The organism is Pseudoalteromonas sp. AWH4_217 (assembly GCF_056161105.1).
In genome coordinates, this window is sequence record NZ_JBSWYM010000008.1 from 73,758 (window position 1) to 93,759 (window position 20,002).

General features: G+C 48.5%; 19 protein-coding genes. 14 read left to right on the forward strand and 5 right to left on the reverse strand.

Translation table 11 applies throughout. The features are described from left to right. The first annotated feature begins 58 nt into the window (after nt 1-58). Both ACXAH1_RS11560 and ACXAH1_RS11565 read left to right on the forward strand, forming a co-directional pair. Entirely contained in the window at nt 59-1,213 is a 1,155-nt protein-coding gene (locus ACXAH1_RS11560) for a ribosomal protein uL16 3-hydroxylase (protein WP_475196821.1), read from the forward strand. A gap of 122 nt (nt 1,214-1,335) precedes the next feature. After that, nucleotides 1,336-1,794: a GNAT family N-acetyltransferase gene (locus ACXAH1_RS11565; RefSeq protein WP_475196822.1), complete on the forward strand. Its 459-nt coding sequence runs from the start codon at nt 1,336-1,338 to the stop codon at nt 1,792-1,794. Here the strand turns inward: ACXAH1_RS11565 and ACXAH1_RS11570 are convergent. Further along, complete coding sequence (locus ACXAH1_RS11570) at nt 1,778-2,209, reverse strand: DUF4826 family protein (RefSeq protein WP_475196823.1); 432 nt, start codon at nt 2,207-2,209, stop codon at nt 1,778-1,780. The two genes, ACXAH1_RS11565 and ACXAH1_RS11570, sit on opposite strands and share 17 nt — an antisense overlap. A gap of 470 nt (nt 2,210-2,679) precedes the next feature. Here ACXAH1_RS11570 and ACXAH1_RS11575 point away from each other — a divergent pair, with 470 nt between their 5' ends. From ACXAH1_RS11575 to ACXAH1_RS11620, 10 genes are read left to right on the forward strand one after another with little or no spacing between them, the layout of a single operon-like run. Next, on the forward strand, nt 2,680-3,531 hold the full coding sequence (locus ACXAH1_RS11575; RefSeq protein ID WP_475197090.1) for a methyl-accepting chemotaxis protein: 852 nt from the start codon (nt 2,680-2,682) through the stop codon (nt 3,529-3,531). A gap of 21 nt (nt 3,532-3,552) precedes the next feature. After that, nucleotides 3,553-3,921, forward strand: coding sequence for a response regulator (locus tag ACXAH1_RS11580; RefSeq protein WP_046003219.1), 369 nt, complete (start codon nt 3,553-3,555; stop codon nt 3,919-3,921). A 5-nt stretch (nt 3,922-3,926) separates the two neighbouring features. Continuing rightward, nucleotides 3,927-4,208: an STAS domain-containing protein gene (locus ACXAH1_RS11585; protein WP_475196825.1), complete on the forward strand. Its 282-nt coding sequence runs from the start codon at nt 3,927-3,929 to the stop codon at nt 4,206-4,208. 2 nt (nt 4,209-4,210) lie between these two features. Then, nucleotides 4,211-6,301, forward strand: coding sequence for a chemotaxis protein CheA (locus ACXAH1_RS11590; RefSeq protein WP_475196827.1), 2,091 nt, complete (start codon nt 4,211-4,213; stop codon nt 6,299-6,301). Nucleotides 6,302-6,323: 22 nt separating this feature from the next. Then, on the forward strand, nt 6,324-8,303 hold the full coding sequence (locus ACXAH1_RS11595) for a methyl-accepting chemotaxis protein (protein WP_171045335.1): 1,980 nt from the start codon (nt 6,324-6,326) through the stop codon (nt 8,301-8,303). 6 nt (nt 8,304-8,309) lie between these two features. Next, on the forward strand, nt 8,310-8,879 hold the full coding sequence (locus ACXAH1_RS11600) for a chemotaxis protein CheW (RefSeq protein WP_138552088.1): 570 nt from the start codon (nt 8,310-8,312) through the stop codon (nt 8,877-8,879). 1 nt (nt 8,880) lies between these two features. Further along, a complete protein-coding gene (locus ACXAH1_RS11605) occupies nt 8,881-9,426 on the forward strand; it encodes a chemotaxis protein CheW (RefSeq protein WP_253044439.1) in 546 nt (181 codons plus the stop codon). Between the two features lie 6 nt (nt 9,427-9,432). After that, nucleotides 9,433-10,236, forward strand: a complete 804-nt coding sequence (locus ACXAH1_RS11610; RefSeq protein WP_475196829.1) for a CheR family methyltransferase — start codon at nt 9,433-9,435, stop codon at nt 10,234-10,236. Further along, entirely contained in the window at nt 10,233-11,297 is a 1,065-nt protein-coding gene (locus tag ACXAH1_RS11615; RefSeq protein WP_475196830.1) for a protein-glutamate methylesterase/protein-glutamine glutaminase, read from the forward strand. Before ACXAH1_RS11610 ends, ACXAH1_RS11615 begins: the two co-directional genes overlap by 4 nt. A gap of 5 nt (nt 11,298-11,302) precedes the next feature. Then, the gene (locus tag ACXAH1_RS11620; RefSeq protein WP_475196831.1) at nt 11,303-12,922 is read left to right on the forward strand and encodes an EAL domain-containing protein; all 1,620 of its coding nucleotides are present in this window, start codon (nt 11,303-11,305) and stop codon (nt 12,920-12,922) included. A gap of 29 nt (nt 12,923-12,951) precedes the next feature. Here ACXAH1_RS11620 and ACXAH1_RS11625 read toward each other — a convergent pair whose 3' ends face one another. Genes ACXAH1_RS11625 through ACXAH1_RS11635 form a run of 3 tightly spaced genes read right to left on the reverse strand, consistent with a single transcriptional unit; the run spans nt 12,952 to nt 16,085 of the window. Then, a complete protein-coding gene (locus ACXAH1_RS11625) occupies nt 12,952-14,178 on the reverse strand; it encodes a lipoprotein-releasing ABC transporter permease subunit (RefSeq protein WP_475196833.1) in 1,227 nt (408 codons plus the stop codon). 4 nt (nt 14,179-14,182) lie between these two features. Further along, a complete protein-coding gene (gene lolD, locus ACXAH1_RS11630; RefSeq protein ID WP_475196834.1) occupies nt 14,183-14,881 on the reverse strand; it encodes a lipoprotein-releasing ABC transporter ATP-binding protein LolD in 699 nt (232 codons plus the stop codon). Continuing rightward, nucleotides 14,874-16,085 (reverse strand): lipoprotein-releasing ABC transporter permease subunit, encoded by a 1,212-nt coding sequence (locus tag ACXAH1_RS11635; protein ID WP_475196835.1) that lies wholly within the window; start codon nt 16,083-16,085, stop codon nt 14,874-14,876. Before ACXAH1_RS11635 ends, lolD begins: the two co-directional genes overlap by 8 nt. A 167-nt stretch (nt 16,086-16,252) precedes the next feature. Here ACXAH1_RS11635 and ACXAH1_RS11640 point away from each other — a divergent pair, with 167 nt between their 5' ends. Next, nucleotides 16,253-17,920, forward strand: coding sequence for a SulP family inorganic anion transporter (locus ACXAH1_RS11640; RefSeq protein ID WP_475196836.1), 1,668 nt, complete (start codon nt 16,253-16,255; stop codon nt 17,918-17,920). On the opposite strand, the gene ACXAH1_RS11645 is transcribed toward ACXAH1_RS11640, so the two are convergent. Next, nucleotides 17,917-18,783, reverse strand: a complete 867-nt coding sequence (locus ACXAH1_RS11645; RefSeq protein ID WP_475196837.1) for a LysR family transcriptional regulator — start codon at nt 18,781-18,783, stop codon at nt 17,917-17,919. The genes ACXAH1_RS11640 and ACXAH1_RS11645 overlap by 4 nt on opposite strands. A gap of 94 nt (nt 18,784-18,877) precedes the next feature. Here ACXAH1_RS11645 and ACXAH1_RS11650 point away from each other — a divergent pair, with 94 nt between their 5' ends. Then, nucleotides 18,878-20,002: an S-(hydroxymethyl)glutathione dehydrogenase/class III alcohol dehydrogenase gene (locus ACXAH1_RS11650; RefSeq protein ID WP_138543718.1), complete on the forward strand. Its 1,125-nt coding sequence runs from the start codon at nt 18,878-18,880 to the stop codon at nt 20,000-20,002.

Below are 20,002 nucleotides of genomic sequence, written 5' to 3' on the forward strand. Positions count from 1 at the left end.
CTGAGAAGCGAAAGTTACGGCGCAGTGCCGGACTTTCGCTTTTTTATTGGAGCCCTTTATGTATCAGCTATCTCTCAATGCCCTCACCGAGGCAGCTTTCCTTACTCAGTATTGGCAAAAAAAACCGCTGCTTATCAAACAAGGCTTTAAGGATTTCAGCGACCCTCTATCGCCAGAAGAGTTGGCCGGTCTGGCAATGGAAGAAAACATAGAGTCGCGTATTGTCACTAATCATGACAATCACTGGGATGCACATCATGGTCCGTTTGAAGATTTCTCTTTACTTACCGAGCAACACAGTACTTTACTGGTGCAAGCGGTTGACCACTGGCATCCTCAGGCGGCGACCTTACTTGAGCCCTTTCGGTTTATTCCAAACTGGCGAATTGACGACTTAATGATCAGTTTTTCAACGCCCGGGGGCGGTGTTGGTCCGCACCTCGACCAGTACGATGTCTTTATTATTCAGGGTCAGGGCAAACGACGCTGGCGTGTCGGTATGCCCGATGCAAGCCTGAAGCAATTTGCTCAAAACAAGAGTTTGTTGCAGGTAGAACAGTTCGACGCTGTCATAGACGCAGAGTTAGAGCCTGGAGATATTTTGTATATTCCGCCTGGCTGCCCTCACGAAGGCTATGCTGTTGAGAATGCAATGAACTACTCAGTGGGTTTCAGAGCACCAGATCAAAGAGATCTACTCTCCAGTCTCGCCGACCACCTAATTGACTCAGAGTTAGGTTCAACGCGTTACAGTGACCCGGACCTTACGCTGCGTGACTCTCTGGGCGAGATCAGTAGTCAGGATAAAGGTAAAATCCGTACCATGCTTGAATCGGTACTCCATGACAACGACATATTCGATGAGTGGCTGGGGCGTACACTCAGTGAGCCTAAACATGAAATGGACCTGGCACCGCTGGATCCACCACTGCCAGCTGATGCCTTGCTGGAGGACGTTTCATCTGATGATGTACTGGTACGTTCAGGTGGGGTCAGAGCGCTGTATCAGGTAACGACACAAATTGTGATACTGAGCGTAAATGGACAAAACTTTACCCTTCCTCTTGAGGTCTTACCAGCAGTGAAACAGCTGACAGATCAGACAACTACTCCAATTTCCTCATTATTGAGCGCAATTGAATGTTTGGAATTTAAACAAACTTTAACTACGCTTATAAACGATGGGTCCTTTTACATTGAGGACTGGGTGTAATTACCTGAATCTAAGGGTTAGTCACACAATAAGGGGCATCGGCAAGTTCGGTGCCTTAATAATAAAGAGCACAGGCTGGTCCCTTGGTCAGGCGTGATTATGATGTTTGATGCGAGGCAATCATGAATTACCACGTCGATAGAGTGAGTTGGCAAAAAACTCAGGGACAACTGCGCCAAATCCGTGAACGCGTCTTTGTTTACGAGCTTCACCTACCTAAAGAAGTTGAATTTGATCAACACGACAAAACCGCAGAGCATGTGCTGGTGCGGGACGAAAATCAGTGCCCTATCGGAACAGGCAGGCTATGCTGTGACGGCTTGATAAGTCGGATTGCAATTGTTCGGGCGCACCGAAATCGCGAGGCTTATCAGTCTTTAATTGGCTTTTTGAGCATTCTGGCCGAACAGAAAGGCTACGAGGATGTGTTTGTGCAGTGCATCCTGGATGAAGTGCCAACGTTTCTTAAGTCAGGATTTTCTAAACAGGGCAGCGTATTTATGGAAGCAGGCATTCCAAGACAGCGTATGAAATGCCCGGTGAAAGAAATGAACTGTGAGCCTTTTACGATGCTGCATTAGCCCAAAGTTGCTCTTCGCTTGCCATATCGTATAAACCATGGGCATGCTGAACCAGAATGTTAGCGTATTCTACCCGGGCTGGATCCAGTTGCTCCGCAGCAAGGATTTTATCTGCTTTAATTTGCCACTGATAGGAAAAGTGCTTGAGTGCTGCGCGAGCGTCTGCCGCGCCGCTCACCGGCATGGAATCAGTAGGGACTTTACCAGATATGACCCAGTACCCCTTACCCAAATTATCCTTGATTTTCCAAATCCCGCAAATCGGCGGTAAAATACGTGATTCTTTCGCCTGGATATTCAATCCCAGTATCCCTTTTTCTGCCAGGTATTTTTGTGCTGCCTGCAAAGATGCCTGTTGCCATTGAGCAAGCCATTGCTGCTGCTCTTCACTTAATTGTGTAACGTGTTTATTCATTCTGCGTACTTCATTGTCGTTTTCCCCCTACTTTAGGGATTCTGACAACCGGATGCAAGCGTCAACCTCACTCAAAGCCAATTCGGGGCCCAGAATAAGCGACATGTGATTATTTGCATTTGCACAATAAATAGACTCGACTAGGATTAAAAGACGATTTCAGTGGCCTGAGTGGCTCCGTTATGCTCCCACTTATCATCGCACTTCAGTTAGTGATTTTTGCCATAACCTGGTATGCATCAGGCTGGGTAGTCGCTTCGATAGTGACAGGCTTATCTGCTATGGGTTTATTTGTCGCCCATCGTGTATCCAACAATGTGATACCCGCGGATGCACCGCCAGCGCAAGCTAACTCAGATGGGCAACACTCAGACCTCGCTTGCCTTGAGCAACTAGGCCACACCATTACCCCTCAGCTAAGAGAGCAGATTAACAGTGCCCGGGAGCAAACCAAACAAGCCGTCGATAATATGTCCGCTGAATTTTCACAGCTTGTCAGCAATATTACTTCAACTCTAAGTAACCTGGACGATAGCAGCGCCAACAGCCTGCAGCAAACAGCTCAGCACAGCCGTGAACAACTTACCCAGATCCTCGCGTATCTCGAACAGTCCAACGTCAGCCAGCAACAACGAACAGAAACCTTTAAAACCATGGTAGAGCAAAGCAAGGAGTTACAGTCAATGTCAATTGACGTCTCTAAAATTGCTGAGCAAACCAATTTACTCGCACTCAATGCCTCAATCGAAGCTGCACGTGCCGGAGACAATGGCCGTGGGTTTGCGGTGGTTGCCGATGAAGTACGCGCGCTGGCTAATTCAAGCGGTGAGACAGGGGTGAAGATCAACAAGATGGTCGAAACTATCGCTCAGGCAATGCACAGCTCTATGACCATGATGGAAAACGAACTGGCGGAGCGCCAGGCTCTGACCGACAAATATCAGCAGCAAATTAATGAAGTAATTGATACCTGGCTCACCTTGTCACAAAACGTAGAGCAACAAGCGCAGGTGCTGCAAACCTCAAATGAGGATAATCGACAGAAAATCTCGGAAATACTGGTCGACTTACAATTTCAGGACCGTGTCGATCAGATCCAGGACAGCGTTACGATTGCCCTGGACATAATGACTCAAGAGCTCGATGAGTTTATTGCGCAGCGTCGCAGCAGTGCCAACGCCCGATTCAATCATGAAAGGATCAGTGACGCGTTATCGCGCACAGCTGCAACACGAGAGCAAAGGCATATTCTGGCGACTAAAAGTGGCAATGCCAAGAATGATAAGGACGACGATACAGTCGACGATCTCACTTTTTTCTGACATACAGCATGAGGGCAAGTTATGAGCAAAACCATACTAGTGGTGGATGATTCCGATTCGTTAAGACAAGTTGTAAATATTGCGCTGACAGGTGCTGGCTATCAGGTGATTGAAGCCTGTGATGGCAAAGATGCTCTGAGTAAACTTAACGGCAACAAGGTGCACCTTATCATCAGTGACGTCAACATGCCCAATATGAATGGCATTGAATTCGTCAAAAATGTCAAACAACTCCCACAGTATAAGTTCACCCCCGTGATTATGCTGACCACGGAAAACCAGCAAAGCATGATGGAAGAAGGTAAGAAAGCCGGGGCGAAGGCCTGGATGGTTAAACCCTTCAAACCTGCACAAATGCTTCAGGCCGTATCTAAATTACTGATGATGTGACAGCCATGTCCGAGTGTTTTAAGTTTCCTGCGGAGCTGACCATCTACGAAGTACAGGATGTGCATACGGAACTCATCGCTTTTTTGGCAGGAAAACAGCAGATAGCGCTGGATCTTAGCCATATCGATGAGCTCGACAGCGCCGGGATCCAGCTGGCTATCTGGCTGGTAAATTACTGCCGTAACACAGGTGTTCAGATAGGCACCCTTGTCTTATCCGATCTGCTCACTGCCAGACTGTCTTTATTAAATGTGCCTCTCTCAGGCGCCACTAAGAGTGAGCCTTAGTTATGTCTGTTGATTTGAGTGCCGCCATCACCACCTTTGTCAACGAGTCAAAAGAGCTACTCGCGGAGATGGAGAATAGCCTGCTTGATCTCGAAAGCAGTGATGCCAGTGCTGATCAGGAAGAGACCATCAATGCCATCTTCCGCGCTATTCACACCATAAAAGGCAGTGCCGGATTATTTGGCTTTGACTATGTTGTGAGCCTGACGCACATTGCCGAAACGGTACTGGATGACGTTCGTGCTGGTAACAGGGAAATGAGCAGGGCCCTGCTCTCTTTGTATCTGGAAACCGGCGATCTGTGTGATGAATTGGTCCAGCTCGCCGCATCGGAAAGTGAGCCCAGTGCGCAACAACTTAGCCAGCTTGCAAAGCTCACCGAGCAGTTCAGTGAATTTACCGACAACGTCGACACACCGCAAAATAAAGATGCTGATAGTGAAACACAGTTGCAAGATGGACCCTGGTTTATATGTTTCGTGCCTAACGAGAATGTGCTGCGCAACGGCCTGGATCCTTACCCGTTTATCCACTTTCTAAACAACGAAGTGGAATCACTTGAAGTGGCCACCAATTGTACTGCGCTCAATGCCGATACACCCTACGACCCTGAATCCTGTTACCTGGCCTTTTTGATGTTATTTCAAACCAGCCTGAGCAAAAGCGTGATAGAGGACATTTTCGAATTTATAAAAAATGATGCAGTAGTTGAGATTTTACCACCAGCTCAGTGTCACTACAGCGCCATTGAAGGTTGCGCAAAACACTTTCCAAACCCCGCTCAGTTTCATGCCACTTTGGCACAACTGACGCAATCACGCCTCCCCGCCCGGCCTTTGGAGCCAGCATCTATACCAGACGATACCGAGCCGCCAGCTCAGACAAAAGGTAAGAAGAAAAATAAGCTTCACACGAGCAAAACGCTTAGGGTTGAAGCCATGAAGCTAGATCGATTGATCGATCAGGTTGGGGAAATGGTGATCACGGGGGCCAGAACCAATTTACTGGCACACGAAACGGGTAACGAAACACTGATTGAAGCCATGGCTCTGCTGGAACGCCTGGTTGAGAACATTCGAGACAGCTCGTTAAAACTGCGTATGGTCCAGATTGGTGAAACCTTTAATAAATTCAAACGCGTTGTTCGCGATGTGGCCGATGAGCTAGGCAAAGAGGTGGAGCTCAATATTGTCGGCGCCGACACCGAGCTGGACAAAACCTTTGTTGAAAAAGTCAGCGATCCACTGATGCATATTATTCGTAATGCCATTGATCATGGTATTGAATCACCCGAACAACGACTGGCCGCAGGTAAACCGGCATGTGGTCAGCTGACGCTTAAGGCCTACCATGATTCTGGCTCCATCGTCATCGAAATTCAGGACGATGGTCAGGGGCTGGATCAAAGCAAGATACTGGCCCGAGCCATTGAAAATGGCTTAGTCAATCAAGAACACTCATTACAGGATAAAGAGATAAATCTGCTGATTTTTGAACCCGGATTCTCTACCGCCGCAGCCGTGACCAGTATTTCCGGTCGTGGCGTGGGCATGGACGTGGTAAAACGCAATGTTGAGAGCCTGCGTGGCAGTGTAGAAGTCGACAGCACCAAAGGACTGGGCTCTAAAATAATTATTCGCCTGCCACTGACCTTATCCATCATAGACGGATTTATGTTTACCGTCGGTGATGAAGACTATGTGATCCCCCTGGATACCGTGGTTGAATGCCTGGAACTGCACGAGGTGGTTTCAGAATCTGATATTCAGGATAAAAACTACATTAACCTCAGAACTGAGGTCCTGCCCTTTATTCGTCTGCGCACCCTGTTTGGGATCGAGCAGCAAATTGAACACGCGAAGGAATCACTGGTCATCGTCCAGTTTGGCACGCTTAGAGCTGGCCTGGTCGTGGACTCGCTGCAAGGAGAGTTTCAGACCGTTGTAAAACCTCTGGGGAGGCTGTTCGAAGGCCTCAAATGTATCAGCGGCGCTACCATACTCGGCAGTGGCAAAGTGGCCATTATTCTTGATGTATCTGCCTTGATCCGCACCGCAATTACTATGTACGAGTCCTTAGAACTCAAGCATTAGTCAGATAAATCGGAGCATAAAGATGTTTAAGAATCTGACCATCAAAAACAAAATCATTCTGGCCATGTTTACCATGGGGCTGCTGCTATTGGTGATTGCCGTGTCTGTGCAAATGAAAAATGGCCGTATCGAAGGATTTGCCACCGATGTGGGTCAAACCGACATCCCCGAAGCCATCTATGCACTGAATATGCTCGATGAGCTTGGCGACATGAACAGCAATGTGCTGGAATACATTGCCGGTGAAGCCGATGAAAAAGCAGACTTTTTGTCTAATTACAGTGAGTTTACAAACTATCTGGAAGACCTTAAACGGCTCAACTCTGTTGATACCAGCTACATTCGTCAACTGGAGGATTTGGTGCGCCGTTATGCAAGCGAAAACCAGGAACTGATCTTTGATCGCTTTGATCCCCTTCAGGAGGAAAAAGCAGTCGAAAAGTATGAGTACCTCAACCGCGAATTCGCAGAGCCACTGGAAAGCCTGCTCGATTCACAGAAAGAGGCAGAAGTGGCTGATGCCGGCAGCAGCGGTGACTTTGCTGAAGTGGTTAACGATGATTTACCCGGCGTGCGCTATTACCTGGAGCTGATAGACGAGCAAGGCGACATGATGAGCTCGCTGAATGCCTATATGCGGGGACGAGTGGGTGCCACCGCCGCGTTCGAAAAAGACGCACGGACCTTTTCCAACTTTCTGGCTGAACTCAAACCGCTCGAGAGAAAACCACTGGAAATAAAAGCCATTGGTGATATCGAACGCATGTATCTGGGGCTCTATAACGGCGGTAAAGAGATTTTCGCGATGTACGACCCCAGACAGAAGATCCAGGCGTCTAAAGATGTTGACCGGCTTGAGCATGATATTTTCAGTAAAATAGAGGAAATACTGGAAAAGATCTCCAACGAAGCCATTGCTGAAAGCACCACCTCTCTCAATGACCTGATGTCTGCCGCTCGTGACAGTATCCAGCTGGTGTGGGGCTTGCTGATAGTCGCCATTGTGCTTGCTATCGCCACCGCCGCCTTCTTGATCCGCGGGATTGTCCTACCTATTAATGCACTCGCGGATGCCGCGGAGGACCTGCGTTCAGGAGAAGGCGACCTGACCCGCCGTATCCCGGATTTTGGCAATGACGAAATCGGACAGACGGCACAAAGTTTTAACGGCTTCATTGAGCGACTGCAAAACATTTTATTAGATATTCAGGAGTCCGTTGAGTCCATCGCCCACAGCACCAACGAAGTCAGCACCACCTCCCGTATGCTCAGCTCCACCTCGAATCAGCTTGCTGCCAGCGTCGAGGAAACCTCCGCATCACTGGAGCAAATGAGCTCTTCTATCTCGATGAATACGGAGAACTCGAAAATGACCAATGACATTGCCAAGCAGTCCAGCAGTGAAGCAAATGATGGCGGCCAGGCGGTAAAAGACACGGTTCAGGCCATGACGCAGATTGCCGAAAAAATTGGTATTATCGAAGACATCGCTTACAAAACCAATCTGCTGGCACTGAACGCAGCCATTGAGGCCGCCAGAGCCGGTGAGCATGGTAAAGGCTTTGCCGTGGTAGCAGATGAGGTGCGTAAACTGGCCGAGCGTTCTCAGGTTGCCGCACAGGATATCAGTACACTGGCCGACAACAGCGTTAAGATTGCGCAGCATGCCGGTGCAATGCTCGACAGAATGGTACCTAATATCGGAAAAACTGCGGATCTGGTGCAGGAAATCACCGCCGCCTCGACAGAGCAAAGCACCAGCGTTGCTGAAATCAATCGCACCGTTGCCCAGCTTGATGAAATCGCCCAGCAAAATGCCTCCGCCTCAGAAGAGCTCGCCTCTACAGCTAAGATGGTTCAGGACCAGACCGGGGATATTCGCTCTACCGTCGGTTACTTTAAATTGAGTAATAACGGCCGTGGCAGTAAAGGGCGCCCTGCTCATATGGCCCATGAAAACGGTCATAGTCGGGAAGACGGTTATACCCCGTTTGATGAGTAATGTGCTATGAATGACTCAGTTTCCAGCACTGGCACCACGGCTTATGACCACAATAAGTACCTGGCGTTTGAACTTAACGGCGCGTCGTATTCAATCAGTATTTCCATTGTCAGAGAGATAATGGAGTACATTGAGGTAGACAAGATCCCCATGGCGCCCGATTTTATTATTGGTGCCATCAACCTTAGAGGGCTGGTTATCCCGGTTTTTGATTTATCAGTCAGGCTTAACAAGCCTGTACAGGCCATCACCAATCGCACTTGTATCATTGTGGCTGAATGCAACTACAAAGCACAAAATATTACTGTTGGTCTGAAAGTAGATATGGTCACCAAAGTGTTAGATATCCCGGCTCACGAAATTGATCAGGTGCCCAGTATTGCCGGCCAGTTTCATAGTCGTTTTGTATATGGTCTGGCCAAATTAACAGACAACCTGATGACCATACTGGACATCACTAAAATACTGACGCTGGATGATATGCAGTTGTTTGACGACTTGCAGCAGCAACACAAACAGCTGTCATTTGAACTGCCTCTTGATGCCGACTCCAACGCACAGTTTAAGGAGACCTAGCATGAATTCAGAAACTATGGTGGCAGAAAACACGGCAAGCAATGATGAGCTCCACTCTTTGCTCGTGTCTATCGGAAACGACACCTTTGGCATTCCGATAGAGTCAGTCAAAGAGGTCATTGAGCTGACCGACACCACTATGGTGCCTATGTGCAATCAGGTGATCCGAGGCGTGATCAATGTTCGGGGCAGCGTGATCCCCGTACTGGACCTGCAGCATCGCCTGATGCTGAAAAACCCTCAACCCTACAATAAATACAGCTGTATTGTATTGTATGACTTCTACGACCCCAGCCTGGATGAGGTCATGACACTCGGCATGCTGGTCAGTGGCGTAATGTCCATCCAGTTTATCAACTGTACTCAGCTGGAAGATTCACCTTCGTTTGGCGCCAACATTCCCCGTCACTTCGTCTGGAAAATGGCCAAGATTAATAATCAACTCACAATTTTGCTGGATATGAAAAGCGTGCTCAATATCAGCGAAATCAATACTCAGCTCAAGTCCTCTCAGGCCGAGTTTTTTACCCGGTTTTGCCAGCGCTAGATCACTATGGCGATTTCAGCGCTGGAATTTCAACAACTCAACCGGCTGTTTGAACAACATACCGGGATAAGTCTGGGTAAAAACAAAGCCGATATTGTGGCCAGTCGCCTTGCCAGCCGGTTGCGCGCCAGTCGCAGTCCGTCTTTTAGCAAATACTACCGATTATTACTGACACCGGAGGGCAAAGAGGAACTACAGATTTTCATCGATAAGCTGACCACACATGAGACCTATTTTTTTCGCGAGCAGGCCCAGTTTGAATTTCTTTACCACTACTATCAACACAATCGCCCCAGACATTCACCAATTCGCGCCTGGAGTGCAGCCTGCTCCAGCGGTGAAGAAGCCTACTCACTCGCTATGATCCTCGACGATCTGTTTTACAATCGACCCTGGCATGTTATCGGAACGGATATTTCTGAAATGTCGGTGCTGATGGCCAGAGATGCCCGCTATGCGATTTCCACCGTGGGGAAGATCCCGAAACGTTACCGTATCCGCTATTGCATGAAAGGAACAGGCAAGAATGCCGACAATTTTACGCTTATCTCCTCACTGAAGAAACAATGTAGTTTTCAGGAAGATAACTTGTTGAACCTGACCACGGTGGATTTCTCTTTTGATGTTATCTTTCTGCGCAATGTGCTGATCTATTTTGACAAACCCAAACAACAAGCCATCCTAAGTAATATCATCAAGCGTTTAAACCATGGCGGTTTACTCTTTTTAGGACATTCGGAAGCCATGCGCGATAAACCCGCATGTCTGCAAACTCTGAGTCCGTGCATCTATAAGAAGGTGGCCTTATGACCAGTGTCTTTATCATCGATGATTCTGCCCTGATGCGCCAGATCATGAGTGAGGTCATCGCCCATGAGCGCACCTTAAATGTCAGTGGCACGGCACCGGACCCTATCATTGCCGAGCGCAAAATGAAACTCAACTGGCCAGATGTGATCTTGCTGGACGTGGAGATGCCAAAAATGGATGGCTTAACCTTCCTGAAAAAAATCATGCAGGAACGTCCTACGCCAGTGATAATCTGCTCGGCGTTGGCGCAGGAAAAAACCACCACTGCCATCGAGGCATTGGCCTGTGGCGCAGTCGATGTCATTGCCAAACCCACTCAAGGGCTGGGGGAGTTTCTGCACAGCGATTCTGTCTCGCAGATCATTGATGCCATCAAAGCCGCTAACAAAGCCAAAGTTCGTCAGCTTAAATATCTGGATGAAGGCACGTTTCGGGAATTGCATACAACAGAAGAAGTACTGCCTGCACACAAAACCGCACAACCACCAGACAACGCAGGGAAAGTCATTGCCGTTGGTGCCTCTACCGGTGGTACAGAGGCAATCGCCCGGCTGCTCCAGCTACTGCCAGTTCAATCTCCTCCAATTGTCATTGTGCAACACATGCCAGGCAAGTTTACGGCGGCGTTTGCACAACGTCTCAATGACATCACCCCACATACCGTTGCGGAGGGTCAAACTGCTTTAAGGCTCCGTACAGGCCATGTTTATATCGCGCCAGGTGGCCAGCATATGTTGGTAAAACGCCAGGGCTCAGACTACTATTTAGAAATACGCGATGGGCCACTCGTGAGTCGCCACAAGCCTTCGGTCGATGTGCTGTTCCGCTCTGTGGCTCAATCGGTTGGAAACCACGCCATTGGTGTGATCTTAACCGGTATGGGAAACGACGGAGCGAGCGGTTTGCTAGAAATGAAGCAAAAAGGTGCGATCACTTTTGCAGAGAGTGAAGCCAGCTGTGTAGTATTTGGCATGCCAAAAGAAGCCATCGCAAGGGGGGCCGTCGACAAAATCTATGCGCTAAGTAACCTCCCTTATCAGATCCAAAAAGCGCTTGGGTGATCTGTATGAAAAAGCAACTGAGTCAACTTCTGGACATTGCCTATCTCAGCTATGATGAGCAAGGCCAGATCACAGCCCTCTCTGGTGCAGCAGAGCGCATGCTGGATTTAAAACCCGGTGATATCCTGTCACAAAAGTTGGTGTTTATTGACGAAGATTTTAAAGAGCTCAGTATTTCAGAGATTTTATTCGATCCAATCTTTGACCAGATAGAGCTTGGCGTCAGTATTGACAACAGCAGCGTTACCTGGGTGAAGTTGTATAGCTTCAGGCAGGATAATATTCACTACATCAGGCTGGAGCCCATAGAAGAGCTGATTTCAGTCAGGCGTCTGAACAAACAATTAGCTATCCGCGATCCCCATACCGGATTACTCTATCGGGATGCCTTCATCAGTAAAATTAAAGAACAACCACATCAGGGTACCATTTGCTGTGTCCGCATCTGTAATTTTCAACGTATTTCCGAGGTGTGGAATATTGGCGTCGCCAACTTGGTATTTATGGAGATCCTTGCACGGTTTCAGGGCGAGTTCGATAAAGGCATTTTTTCAAAACACTCTTCCGATTGTTACTGTGTGTTTATCCCGCATTTTGTGCCCATCAATATAGAAACGCTGTACAAACAGCTCAATGAGCCATTTAACTTTAACGGCAACAGCTTCTACAGTAATGTCTCTCTTGGATACTATAAAGAACAACCCGACGACGACCATGAGCTGAGTCTCAACAAAGCGGAAATGGCAACCTTTGATTCGCTCGCGGATCATAATCGCCTGGTAGAATTCAAAGATACGCTGGCCAAGCAGATTGAACGACAAAACAAAATTGAAACCGGTCTGCGCAGTGCCCTTTATCAGGGCAATCTTGAGGACAGTTTTGAAGTAGTCTTTCAGCCAATACATGACACCAAAACCGAACGCCTGATTGGTGCGGAATGTCTGATGCGCTGGGAGCTTGACGGCCAACCTATTCCGCCTACTGAGTTTATTCCTGTCATAGAAAGTACAGGAGAAATCAACAAACTTACGCACTTTACGCTAAGCCAGATCAACGTATTAAAGGCGCTGCTGGCCGAGGAACAAATTGAAGCCAGTTTGTTCCGTTTTGCCATCAATATCAGTGTTGTAGAAATTCTCGATGTTAACTTTACCACCCGACTGCTGCAAGCTCTGGACAGACTGGCACTCAATCCCGCTAAGATTAAATTAGAGCTGACTGAGTCGGCCCTGATTGACAACTTTAATTACATCAATGAGATTTTACAGAAGCTACAAAGTCAGGGGCTGATGATATCCATAGATGACTTTGGTACCGGTTACTCCAGCTTGAGTTACTTGTGCAAATTGCATTTCGACGAGATAAAAATAGACCGTGCCTTTGTTACCCATGTTGTCAGTGACGGAAAAATGCAGTCTTTGTTTAATTCCATCGTCTCTCTGGCAAAAAATCTCGATAAGCCTCTGGTTGCAGAAGGCATTGAGCACTTAGATCAGATGATTTACGCTAAGGCCAAAGGCGTTGAATACGTGCAAGGCTATTACTACAGCAAGCCACTGAGTATTACTGATTTTGTTGAGTATGTGGTGGCAGATAAGTCCAGCTATCTGCATTTTGAAGAGTAACGCCTGCTAAGAGAGGGCGTTACTCGCACTTAGCCCCCGAGAACTCTGGCTGGGTCGACTTTAACAGCCTGCCAGGCTGGATACAGGCAGGACAAAACAGCTATTACCAGAGTGATAGACAACACGGCCACCACATCAAACCACATCAACTGGCTAGGCAGAAACTCAATAAAGTACACTCCCTGTAACGGGTTGTCGCCATCCATCTCAATCCAGGCACGGAATAAGTCAGAGATATTCAGTGCCAGCACAATACCAATAAACAGGCCAACCAGTGCACCGATAAGCGCATAACTTATCCCCTGGATAGCAAAGGTTGCAAAAATGGTACTATCTTTCGCCCCCATGGTTTTTAAAATGGCGATATCCGCCTGCTTTTCTTTTACTTCCATCACCATGGAGGACACAATGTTAAAGCTGGCCACTGCGATTATCAGAAACACCACCAGGTAGACTATGGTTCTGACCATCTGAATGTCCTGATAAAGACTGCCCTGGGTGCGAAACCAGCTGTTAACATAAACCAGATCGGGTAACGCCCTGCCTGCAGACATCGCAATCTGATGTGCAGAAAATACATCGTCGACTTTTGCGCGCAATCCGGTTACCTGGTCCTCAGCCAGCCCCATTGCCTGTTGTAATCTTTTCACCGATACCAAGGCCAATGACCGGTCGATTGGCCCACCCATGTCAATGACACCAGCCAATACAAAGTTTAACCGCTTTGGTGCCGCCAGGGGAGAATCAGCCTGAGGATTGGCCACCAACAACGTGACCTTATCTCCGGGCGATAACCCCAGCTCTTTGGCAATATGCTGACCTAAAACTATGTCATCCCCAGACAACGCAGACAACGACGTCCCTTTGATAAACTGCCCCACCTCCGAAACCGTGTGATGAGAAGCAAAATCTACACCTTTCACTTCTGCCGCTTTCAACTCACCACGAAACTGCACCATAGCTGTGACCGAAATCTCTGGTGCTGCTGCAACAATGCCCTGTTGTGCCTCCAGTAAACGGACCTTATCAGGCCAGTCAGAAATTGGCTCATATGGTGCCTGATAAGCCACATGGGGCACCACTGACAACAAGCGGGTCTTTAGCTGCTGCTCAAACCCATTAATGACCGATAATGCGACAATCAATACGGCCACACCCAGCATCACACCAAGCGTTGACGATTTACTCAAAAACCCGATCAACCCAGCCTGATGTTTAGATGCACGTAACCGGTTACTGATAAATATACTCAGCATTGCACTAAGCCTCACTCTGTAACGAATGTTCTACCAGAACACCGTCATCCAGTGCCACTGCACGACCTAGTTTGGCAGCGAGTTCCAGATCGTGTGTCACCACCACAAAGCTGGTTTTCAAATCACGGTTAAGCTCTTTGAGTAATGCATAAATTTTCAATGCATTTTGTTTATCCAGGTTCCCCGTCGGCTCATCCGCCAGTACCAAGGCTGGGCGGGTGACCAATGCCCGGGCAATCGCTACGCGCTGACGTTCACCACCGGATAGCTCAGACGGACGATGACCACCACGATGTGCCAACCCCACTTTATCCAGCATTTTCTCAGCCTGAGCGTGCGCTGCTTTGGGCGACTGACCCGATATCAGCAGCGGCATTGCGACATTTTCAAGCGCAGTGAAATCCATCAACAAATGATGAAACTGATAGATAAAGCCCAGGTTTTGGTTGCGAAAATCGGCTTGCTTGCGACGCGACAAGCTGGCGACATCGGTGCCCTTAATGTGAACTGTGCCACTGCTTGCAGTATCCAGCGTGCCAAGAATATGTAGCAAGGTACTTTTACCCGAGCCTGAACTACCGACAATTGCCAGCATATCGCCTTGTGTAAGCGCCAGTTCGACCCCTTTTAACACCTCTACCTGCTGCCCCGCTTCATCATAGGCCTTATTCAGACCCTGACACTCAATTACTAAATCACTCATACCTTAACACCTCAGCAGGAAGCACTTTTGCGGCCTTAAACGCCGGATACAATGTTGCAATAAAACTCAATAACAAACTGGTTGCTACTATCAGGCTCAAACTCAACCAGTCGAACCGAACTGGTAACTCAGCCCCACCAAGCAAAGATAAGCCGCTAAGCGCTACCACTTCATTGATATTGCTGGCCAGCAGGTAGCCAAATACCGTGCCTAACAGGGTACCCACTACACCGTTATACAGCCCCTGAACCATAAAAACCCGAGCGATGGCACTCGGTGCCAACCCCAGAGTTTGTAAAATAGCAACTTCGCCCTGCTTTTCACTGACCATCATGGATAAAGCAGAAACAATATTAAAGACAGCGACAATCACAATCAGCCCAAGCAATAGCGACATAATGCGTTTTTCCATCGCCACAGCAGCAAACAGCGCCCCCTGTTGTACATGCCAGTCTGAATACGTCAGACCTGACAGCAGTGGAGCATAAGTGGTTTTAAACTCATTGACGGCAAACGCATCTTTGAGGGTGATACTGATATCAAAGTCCGCAGGTTTGCGCTTAAGCAAACGTTGCAAACTTTTGCCATCAGCAAAGGCCAAGTTAACGTCGGCTTCACTGCGCGTATTGTAGATCAGAGCCACAGTGAACAAGCGCTGCTTGGGTACCCGTCCCATCGGGGTGTAGCTGCTGATATCCGGCATGATCACGCGAACTTTTTGGCCTAAACGAACGTCCAGTTGGTTCGCCAAATAGCGGCTTAATGCCAGTTGATATTTTTGCTCACGAAATTGCGCTATGCTGCCCGCTTCGACATGGGGCTCGAGTGCGGAAGGATAACCACTGAAAGCACCCTGTAGTCGTACCCCAACCAGATCTTTATTGGTCTGCAGGATCACATCACTGGTCACATAAGGCGTAACCCGTTTTACCTCAGGTAAAGTAGCTAATTTATCTAATAACTGTGCTGCCTCTGCCTTTTGGTCTTCTGACGACTTGTGCAGCTGCACATGGGGGATCAAGTCTAGCATGGCGTTTTTAAGGCTCTGCTCAAACCCGTTCATCACGGAACTGACCGTGATCAGTGCCATTAAACCAAGTGCAATACCGGCAATGGAAAAAAACGAAATAAAAGACACAAACCCGTTGCCTTTTGTAGCACGGCTGTATCTAAGCCCTATATAAAGGCTAACAGGCTGAAACATAATAGTTTATTTTTCTATATATAAGTTCAGTGCACGATACTAGCACAATCGAGAAAGCAGGGTCATACCTTTGACCCCAAAAAAAAGTGTAAAATTTTTTTATTGTGGCTCTAAATTACACTGGATTTTAGTGTAGAATGCGGCAAATCTCGCGGTATGGACCTTCAATGTTTTCGTTATCAAGATTTAAACATATGAATTTCAAGGGAGATTTGTTCGGTGGTGTGACCACTGCAATCATTTCCCTACCACTCGCCCTCGCCTTTGGCGTGGCATCCGGAGCCGGAGCTGAAGCCGGTATGTGGGGCGCAATTCTCGTTGGCCTCTTCGCTGCCTTGTTTGGCGGTTCAACCTCCCTGATCTCAGAGCCAACTGGCCCGATGACGGTCATAATGACAGCAGTGCTGACCACTATGGTGTCAAAATACCCCGAAGCCGGACCGGCAATGGCCTTTACTGTGGTGATGATGGCTGGGGCATTCCAGATATTATTGGGTACGCTCAAACTCGGTAAATACGTCACTTTAATGCCCTACAGTGTAGTGTCCGGGTTTATGTCAGGTATCGGTGTAATATTGATCATCCTGCAATTGGCACCACTTTTGGGCCATCAAGCTCCTCCTGGCGGCGTGCCCGGGACCTTATCTGCCTTTCCTGAACTGTTTCTAAATCTACACATCTCCGAGCTTTTTCTAGGTCTTCTGACTTTGGGTGTCCTCTTCTACATGCCAAAGAAATATCGTCAGTACGTTCCCGCTCAGCTGGTTGCGTTAGTCGTTGTTACCCTGATATCCATCCTGCTTTTCGATACCGACAGCATTCGCAGAATTGGCGAGATTCCCAGCGGCCTGCCTGAGATTGTCTGGCCAACTTTTACCCCTGAACTGTTTACAGAAATGGTCATTGACGCACTAGTACTGGGGACGCTTGGATGCATAGATACATTACTGACAGCCGTCATTGGTGATAGCTTAACCCGTACCGAGCATGACTCAGACAAAGAGCTTCGTGGTCAGGGTATTGCAAACATGATTGCAGGCTTTTTTGGTGCTTTACCTGGTGCTGGTGCCACGATGGGTACCGTGGTAAATATTCAGGTAGGTGCTCGCTCTCCACTAGCCGGTATCTTCCGGGCGCTGATCCTGATGGCCGTTGTGTTTGTTGCGGGCAGCCTGACTGAACCAATCCCGATGGCTGTGCTCGCTGGTATCGCCGTCTACGTCGGGATTAATATTCTCGATTGGAGCTTTATCCAGCGCGCGCACAAACTCAGTATTAGCCAGATGGCTATCATGTACGGCGTTATGCTGCTCACTGTATTCGTCGATTTAATGGTTGCTGTTGGCCTGGGTGTGTTTATTTCCAACATTATGGTCATTGAACGCCTTAGCCGTGTGCAGGAACAACATGTCAAAGCCATCAGTGACGGCGATGCCGATGAAGACGTGCCATTATCCACCCACGAACGCGCATTGTTGGAACAGGCTAAGGGCCAGCTATTGTTCTTTTACCTGTCAGGGCCAATGATCTTCAGCGTATCAAAAGCGATTACCCGCCAGCACCGTCATATTGGCGAGTATAAGACGATGGTGCTCGATTTAAGTGATGTCGCGATGCTGGATGTGACCGTCAGCCTGGCGATTGAAAACGCCATCAGCGATGCACTGGATGCGGATTGCCAGGTCTTCATCTACTCACCTAATAAAGACACCAGCGAGCAGCTTCAGAAGTTTGATATTCGCAGCAAACTGGGAGAGCATGCATTCTGTAACAGCCGGGAACAAGCTCTGAGCAGAGCACTGGAAGCCATGGAGGCAAGCAATACTCAGGCCTAGAGATGCTCCGCTAAAAAGTCGATGAGCGCACGAATAGCCGTCGACAAATATTTTCTGGGCGGGTAAACCGCCCAGATCCCCTCCTCCATAGGTGTAAAGTCATCCAAGATTGTCACTAACTCCCCACGTTCAAGGGCTTCCTGAACGTAATAATGGGGGAGTTGTACAATTCCCAATCCCTGCCTGGCCGCATCAAGTAATGCCCAACCGCTGTTACATCTGAGTGTTCCGGATATTTTTACATGCCGTTCAACGCCATGATCCATAAAACGCCAGTACTGCGCATTGCCCAGCAAACAATTATGCTCTGCTAAATCTCGGATGCGCGTGATTGGCTGATGCTGTTTCAGGTAATCGGGTGAAACGCATACCAAAGTGCGCCGTTGAGACAATCGCTTCGCATGTAATGAAGAATCTTTAAGCTGGCCGATTCTAATCGCCAGATCCACACCCTGCTCCACCAAGTCTAACTGAGCGTTGGTCAATTCCATATCCACAGTCACAGAGGGAAAGCGACACATAAATTGATGCACCAGCGGCATAATATATTGCTCACCATACATCACGGGTGCCGTCATCCTGATTTTCCCCGTAGGCTGAGTATCTCTTTGCCGCAAAGCGGCTGTCGCGTCCTCGTAGGCGTGCTGCAGCAGCCGTGCATGACTCAGGAAGACCTGGCCTTCCGGAGTCAGGGCCAGATTACGTGTTGTACGTGTGAGTAGCTGATATCCGAGTTCTGACTCAAGCGTTTTAACCCGCCGGCTTACCTGTGCCACGGACGTATCCAACTGCTGTGCAGCACCTGTAAATGACCCGCAGGTCGCCACCGCTACAAATTCATCTAAACCTGACCATCTGTCCATTATTACAAATACGTAAAAGTCTTTCTTAATTTTTAAGATTATCAAACTCTCAGAGCAAGTTATACTTTTGTTTTCACACTACAAAACTGGAGTAATGATGGCTGAGTTTATTAAATCACGGGCAGCGATTGCCTGGGGGCCTGGACAACCACTGAGCATTGAGGAAGTGGATGTAATGATGCCCAAAGCGGGCGAAGTATTGGTCAAAATCGTTGCCACCGGCGTGTGTCACACAGATGCATTCACTTTGTCTGGCGACGATCCTGAAGGCGTGTTCCCGGCTATTCTAGGCCACGAAGGGGGCGGCATTGTTGAGGCTGTGGGCGAAGGCGTGACCAGCGTGGCGATTGGTGATCATGTGATCCCTCTGTACACACCTGAATGCGGTGAATGTAAGTTCTGTACCTCAGGGAAAACAAATCTGTGTCAAAAAATCCGTACGACTCAGGGGAAAGGTGTCATGCCGGACGGCACCACGCGTTTCTACAAAGATGGTGAACCGATTTATCACTACATGGGTACCTCGACCTTCTCTGAGTACACGGTACTGCCTGAGATTTCTCTGGCCAAAGTGAATAAAAGCGCCCCTCTTGAAGAGATCTGCCTGCTAGGCTGTGGCGTAACCACGGGCATGGGCGCGGTCATGAATACCGCAAAAGTACAGCCTGGTGATACCGTCGCTATCTTCGGACTAGGCGGGATCGGCCTGTCTGCGGTAATAGGTGCGGTTATGGCGGGTGCCAGCCGGATCATTGGCGTGGATATCAACACAGACAAGTATGCACTGGCACAAAAACTCGGCGCAACCGACGTAATTAATCCGAACGATTATGACAAACCTATTCAGGAAGTCATCGTAGAGATGACCGATGGTGGCGTGGACTTTTCATTTGAGTGTATTGGCAATGTCAATGTGATGCGCAGTGCACTGGAATGCTGCCATAAAGGCTGGGGCGAATCTGTCATTATTGGCGTAGCCGGCGCAGGCCAGGAAATCTCAACTCGTCCTTTCCAGCTGGTAACAGGCCGTGTCTGGCGTGGCACCGCATTTGGCGGAGTTAAAGGTCGCTCTGAACTACCAGAAATCGTCGAACGCTACCTCGCAGGCGAGTTTAAACTGGATGATTTTATCACCCATACAATGTCACTCGATGATATCAACGAGGCCTTTGACCTGATGCATCAGGGCAAGAGTATTCGTTCGGTGATCCATTTCTAA

Bases quoted from the DNA above. Each gene is read 5' to 3' on its own strand.
- ACXAH1_RS11570 (WP_475196823.1), bottom strand. From the start codon at position 2,209: ATGAATAAACACGTTACACAATTAAGTGAAGAGCAGCAGCAATGGCTT.
- ACXAH1_RS11625 (WP_475196833.1), bottom strand. From the start codon at position 14,178: ATGCTGAGTATATTTATCAGTAACCGGTTACGTGCATCTAAACATCAG.
- lolD (WP_475196834.1), bottom strand. From the start codon at position 14,881: ATGAGTGATTTAGTAATTGAGTGTCAGGGTCTGAATAAGGCCTATGAT.
- ACXAH1_RS11620 (WP_475196831.1), top strand. From the start codon at position 11,303: ATGAAAAAGCAACTGAGTCAACTTCTGGACATTGCCTATCTCAGCTAT.
- ACXAH1_RS11600 (WP_138552088.1), top strand. From the start codon at position 8,310: ATGAATGACTCAGTTTCCAGCACTGGCACCACGGCTTATGACCACAAT.
- ACXAH1_RS11640 (WP_475196836.1), top strand. From the start codon at position 16,253: ATGTTTTCGTTATCAAGATTTAAACATATGAATTTCAAGGGAGATTTG.
- ACXAH1_RS11595 (WP_171045335.1), top strand. From the start codon at position 6,324: ATGTTTAAGAATCTGACCATCAAAAACAAAATCATTCTGGCCATGTTT.
- ACXAH1_RS11560 (WP_475196821.1), top strand. From the start codon at position 59: ATGTATCAGCTATCTCTCAATGCCCTCACCGAGGCAGCTTTCCTTACT.
- ACXAH1_RS11565 (WP_475196822.1), top strand. From the start codon at position 1,336: ATGAATTACCACGTCGATAGAGTGAGTTGGCAAAAAACTCAGGGACAA.
- ACXAH1_RS11610 (WP_475196829.1), top strand. From the start codon at position 9,433: ATGGCGATTTCAGCGCTGGAATTTCAACAACTCAACCGGCTGTTTGAA.
- ACXAH1_RS11645 (WP_475196837.1), bottom strand. From the start codon at position 18,783: ATGGACAGATGGTCAGGTTTAGATGAATTTGTAGCGGTGGCGACCTGC.
- ACXAH1_RS11575 (WP_475197090.1), top strand. From the start codon at position 2,680: ATGTCCGCTGAATTTTCACAGCTTGTCAGCAATATTACTTCAACTCTA.
- ACXAH1_RS11635 (WP_475196835.1), bottom strand. From the start codon at position 16,085: ATGTTTCAGCCTGTTAGCCTTTATATAGGGCTTAGATACAGCCGTGCT.
- ACXAH1_RS11585 (WP_475196825.1), top strand. From the start codon at position 3,927: ATGTCCGAGTGTTTTAAGTTTCCTGCGGAGCTGACCATCTACGAAGTA.
- ACXAH1_RS11615 (WP_475196830.1), top strand. From the start codon at position 10,233: ATGACCAGTGTCTTTATCATCGATGATTCTGCCCTGATGCGCCAGATC.
- ACXAH1_RS11590 (WP_475196827.1), top strand. From the start codon at position 4,211: ATGTCTGTTGATTTGAGTGCCGCCATCACCACCTTTGTCAACGAGTCA.
- ACXAH1_RS11605 (WP_253044439.1), top strand. From the start codon at position 8,881: ATGAATTCAGAAACTATGGTGGCAGAAAACACGGCAAGCAATGATGAG.
- ACXAH1_RS11580 (WP_046003219.1), top strand. From the start codon at position 3,553: ATGAGCAAAACCATACTAGTGGTGGATGATTCCGATTCGTTAAGACAA.
- ACXAH1_RS11650 (WP_138543718.1), top strand. From the start codon at position 18,878: ATGATGGCTGAGTTTATTAAATCACGGGCAGCGATTGCCTGGGGGCCT.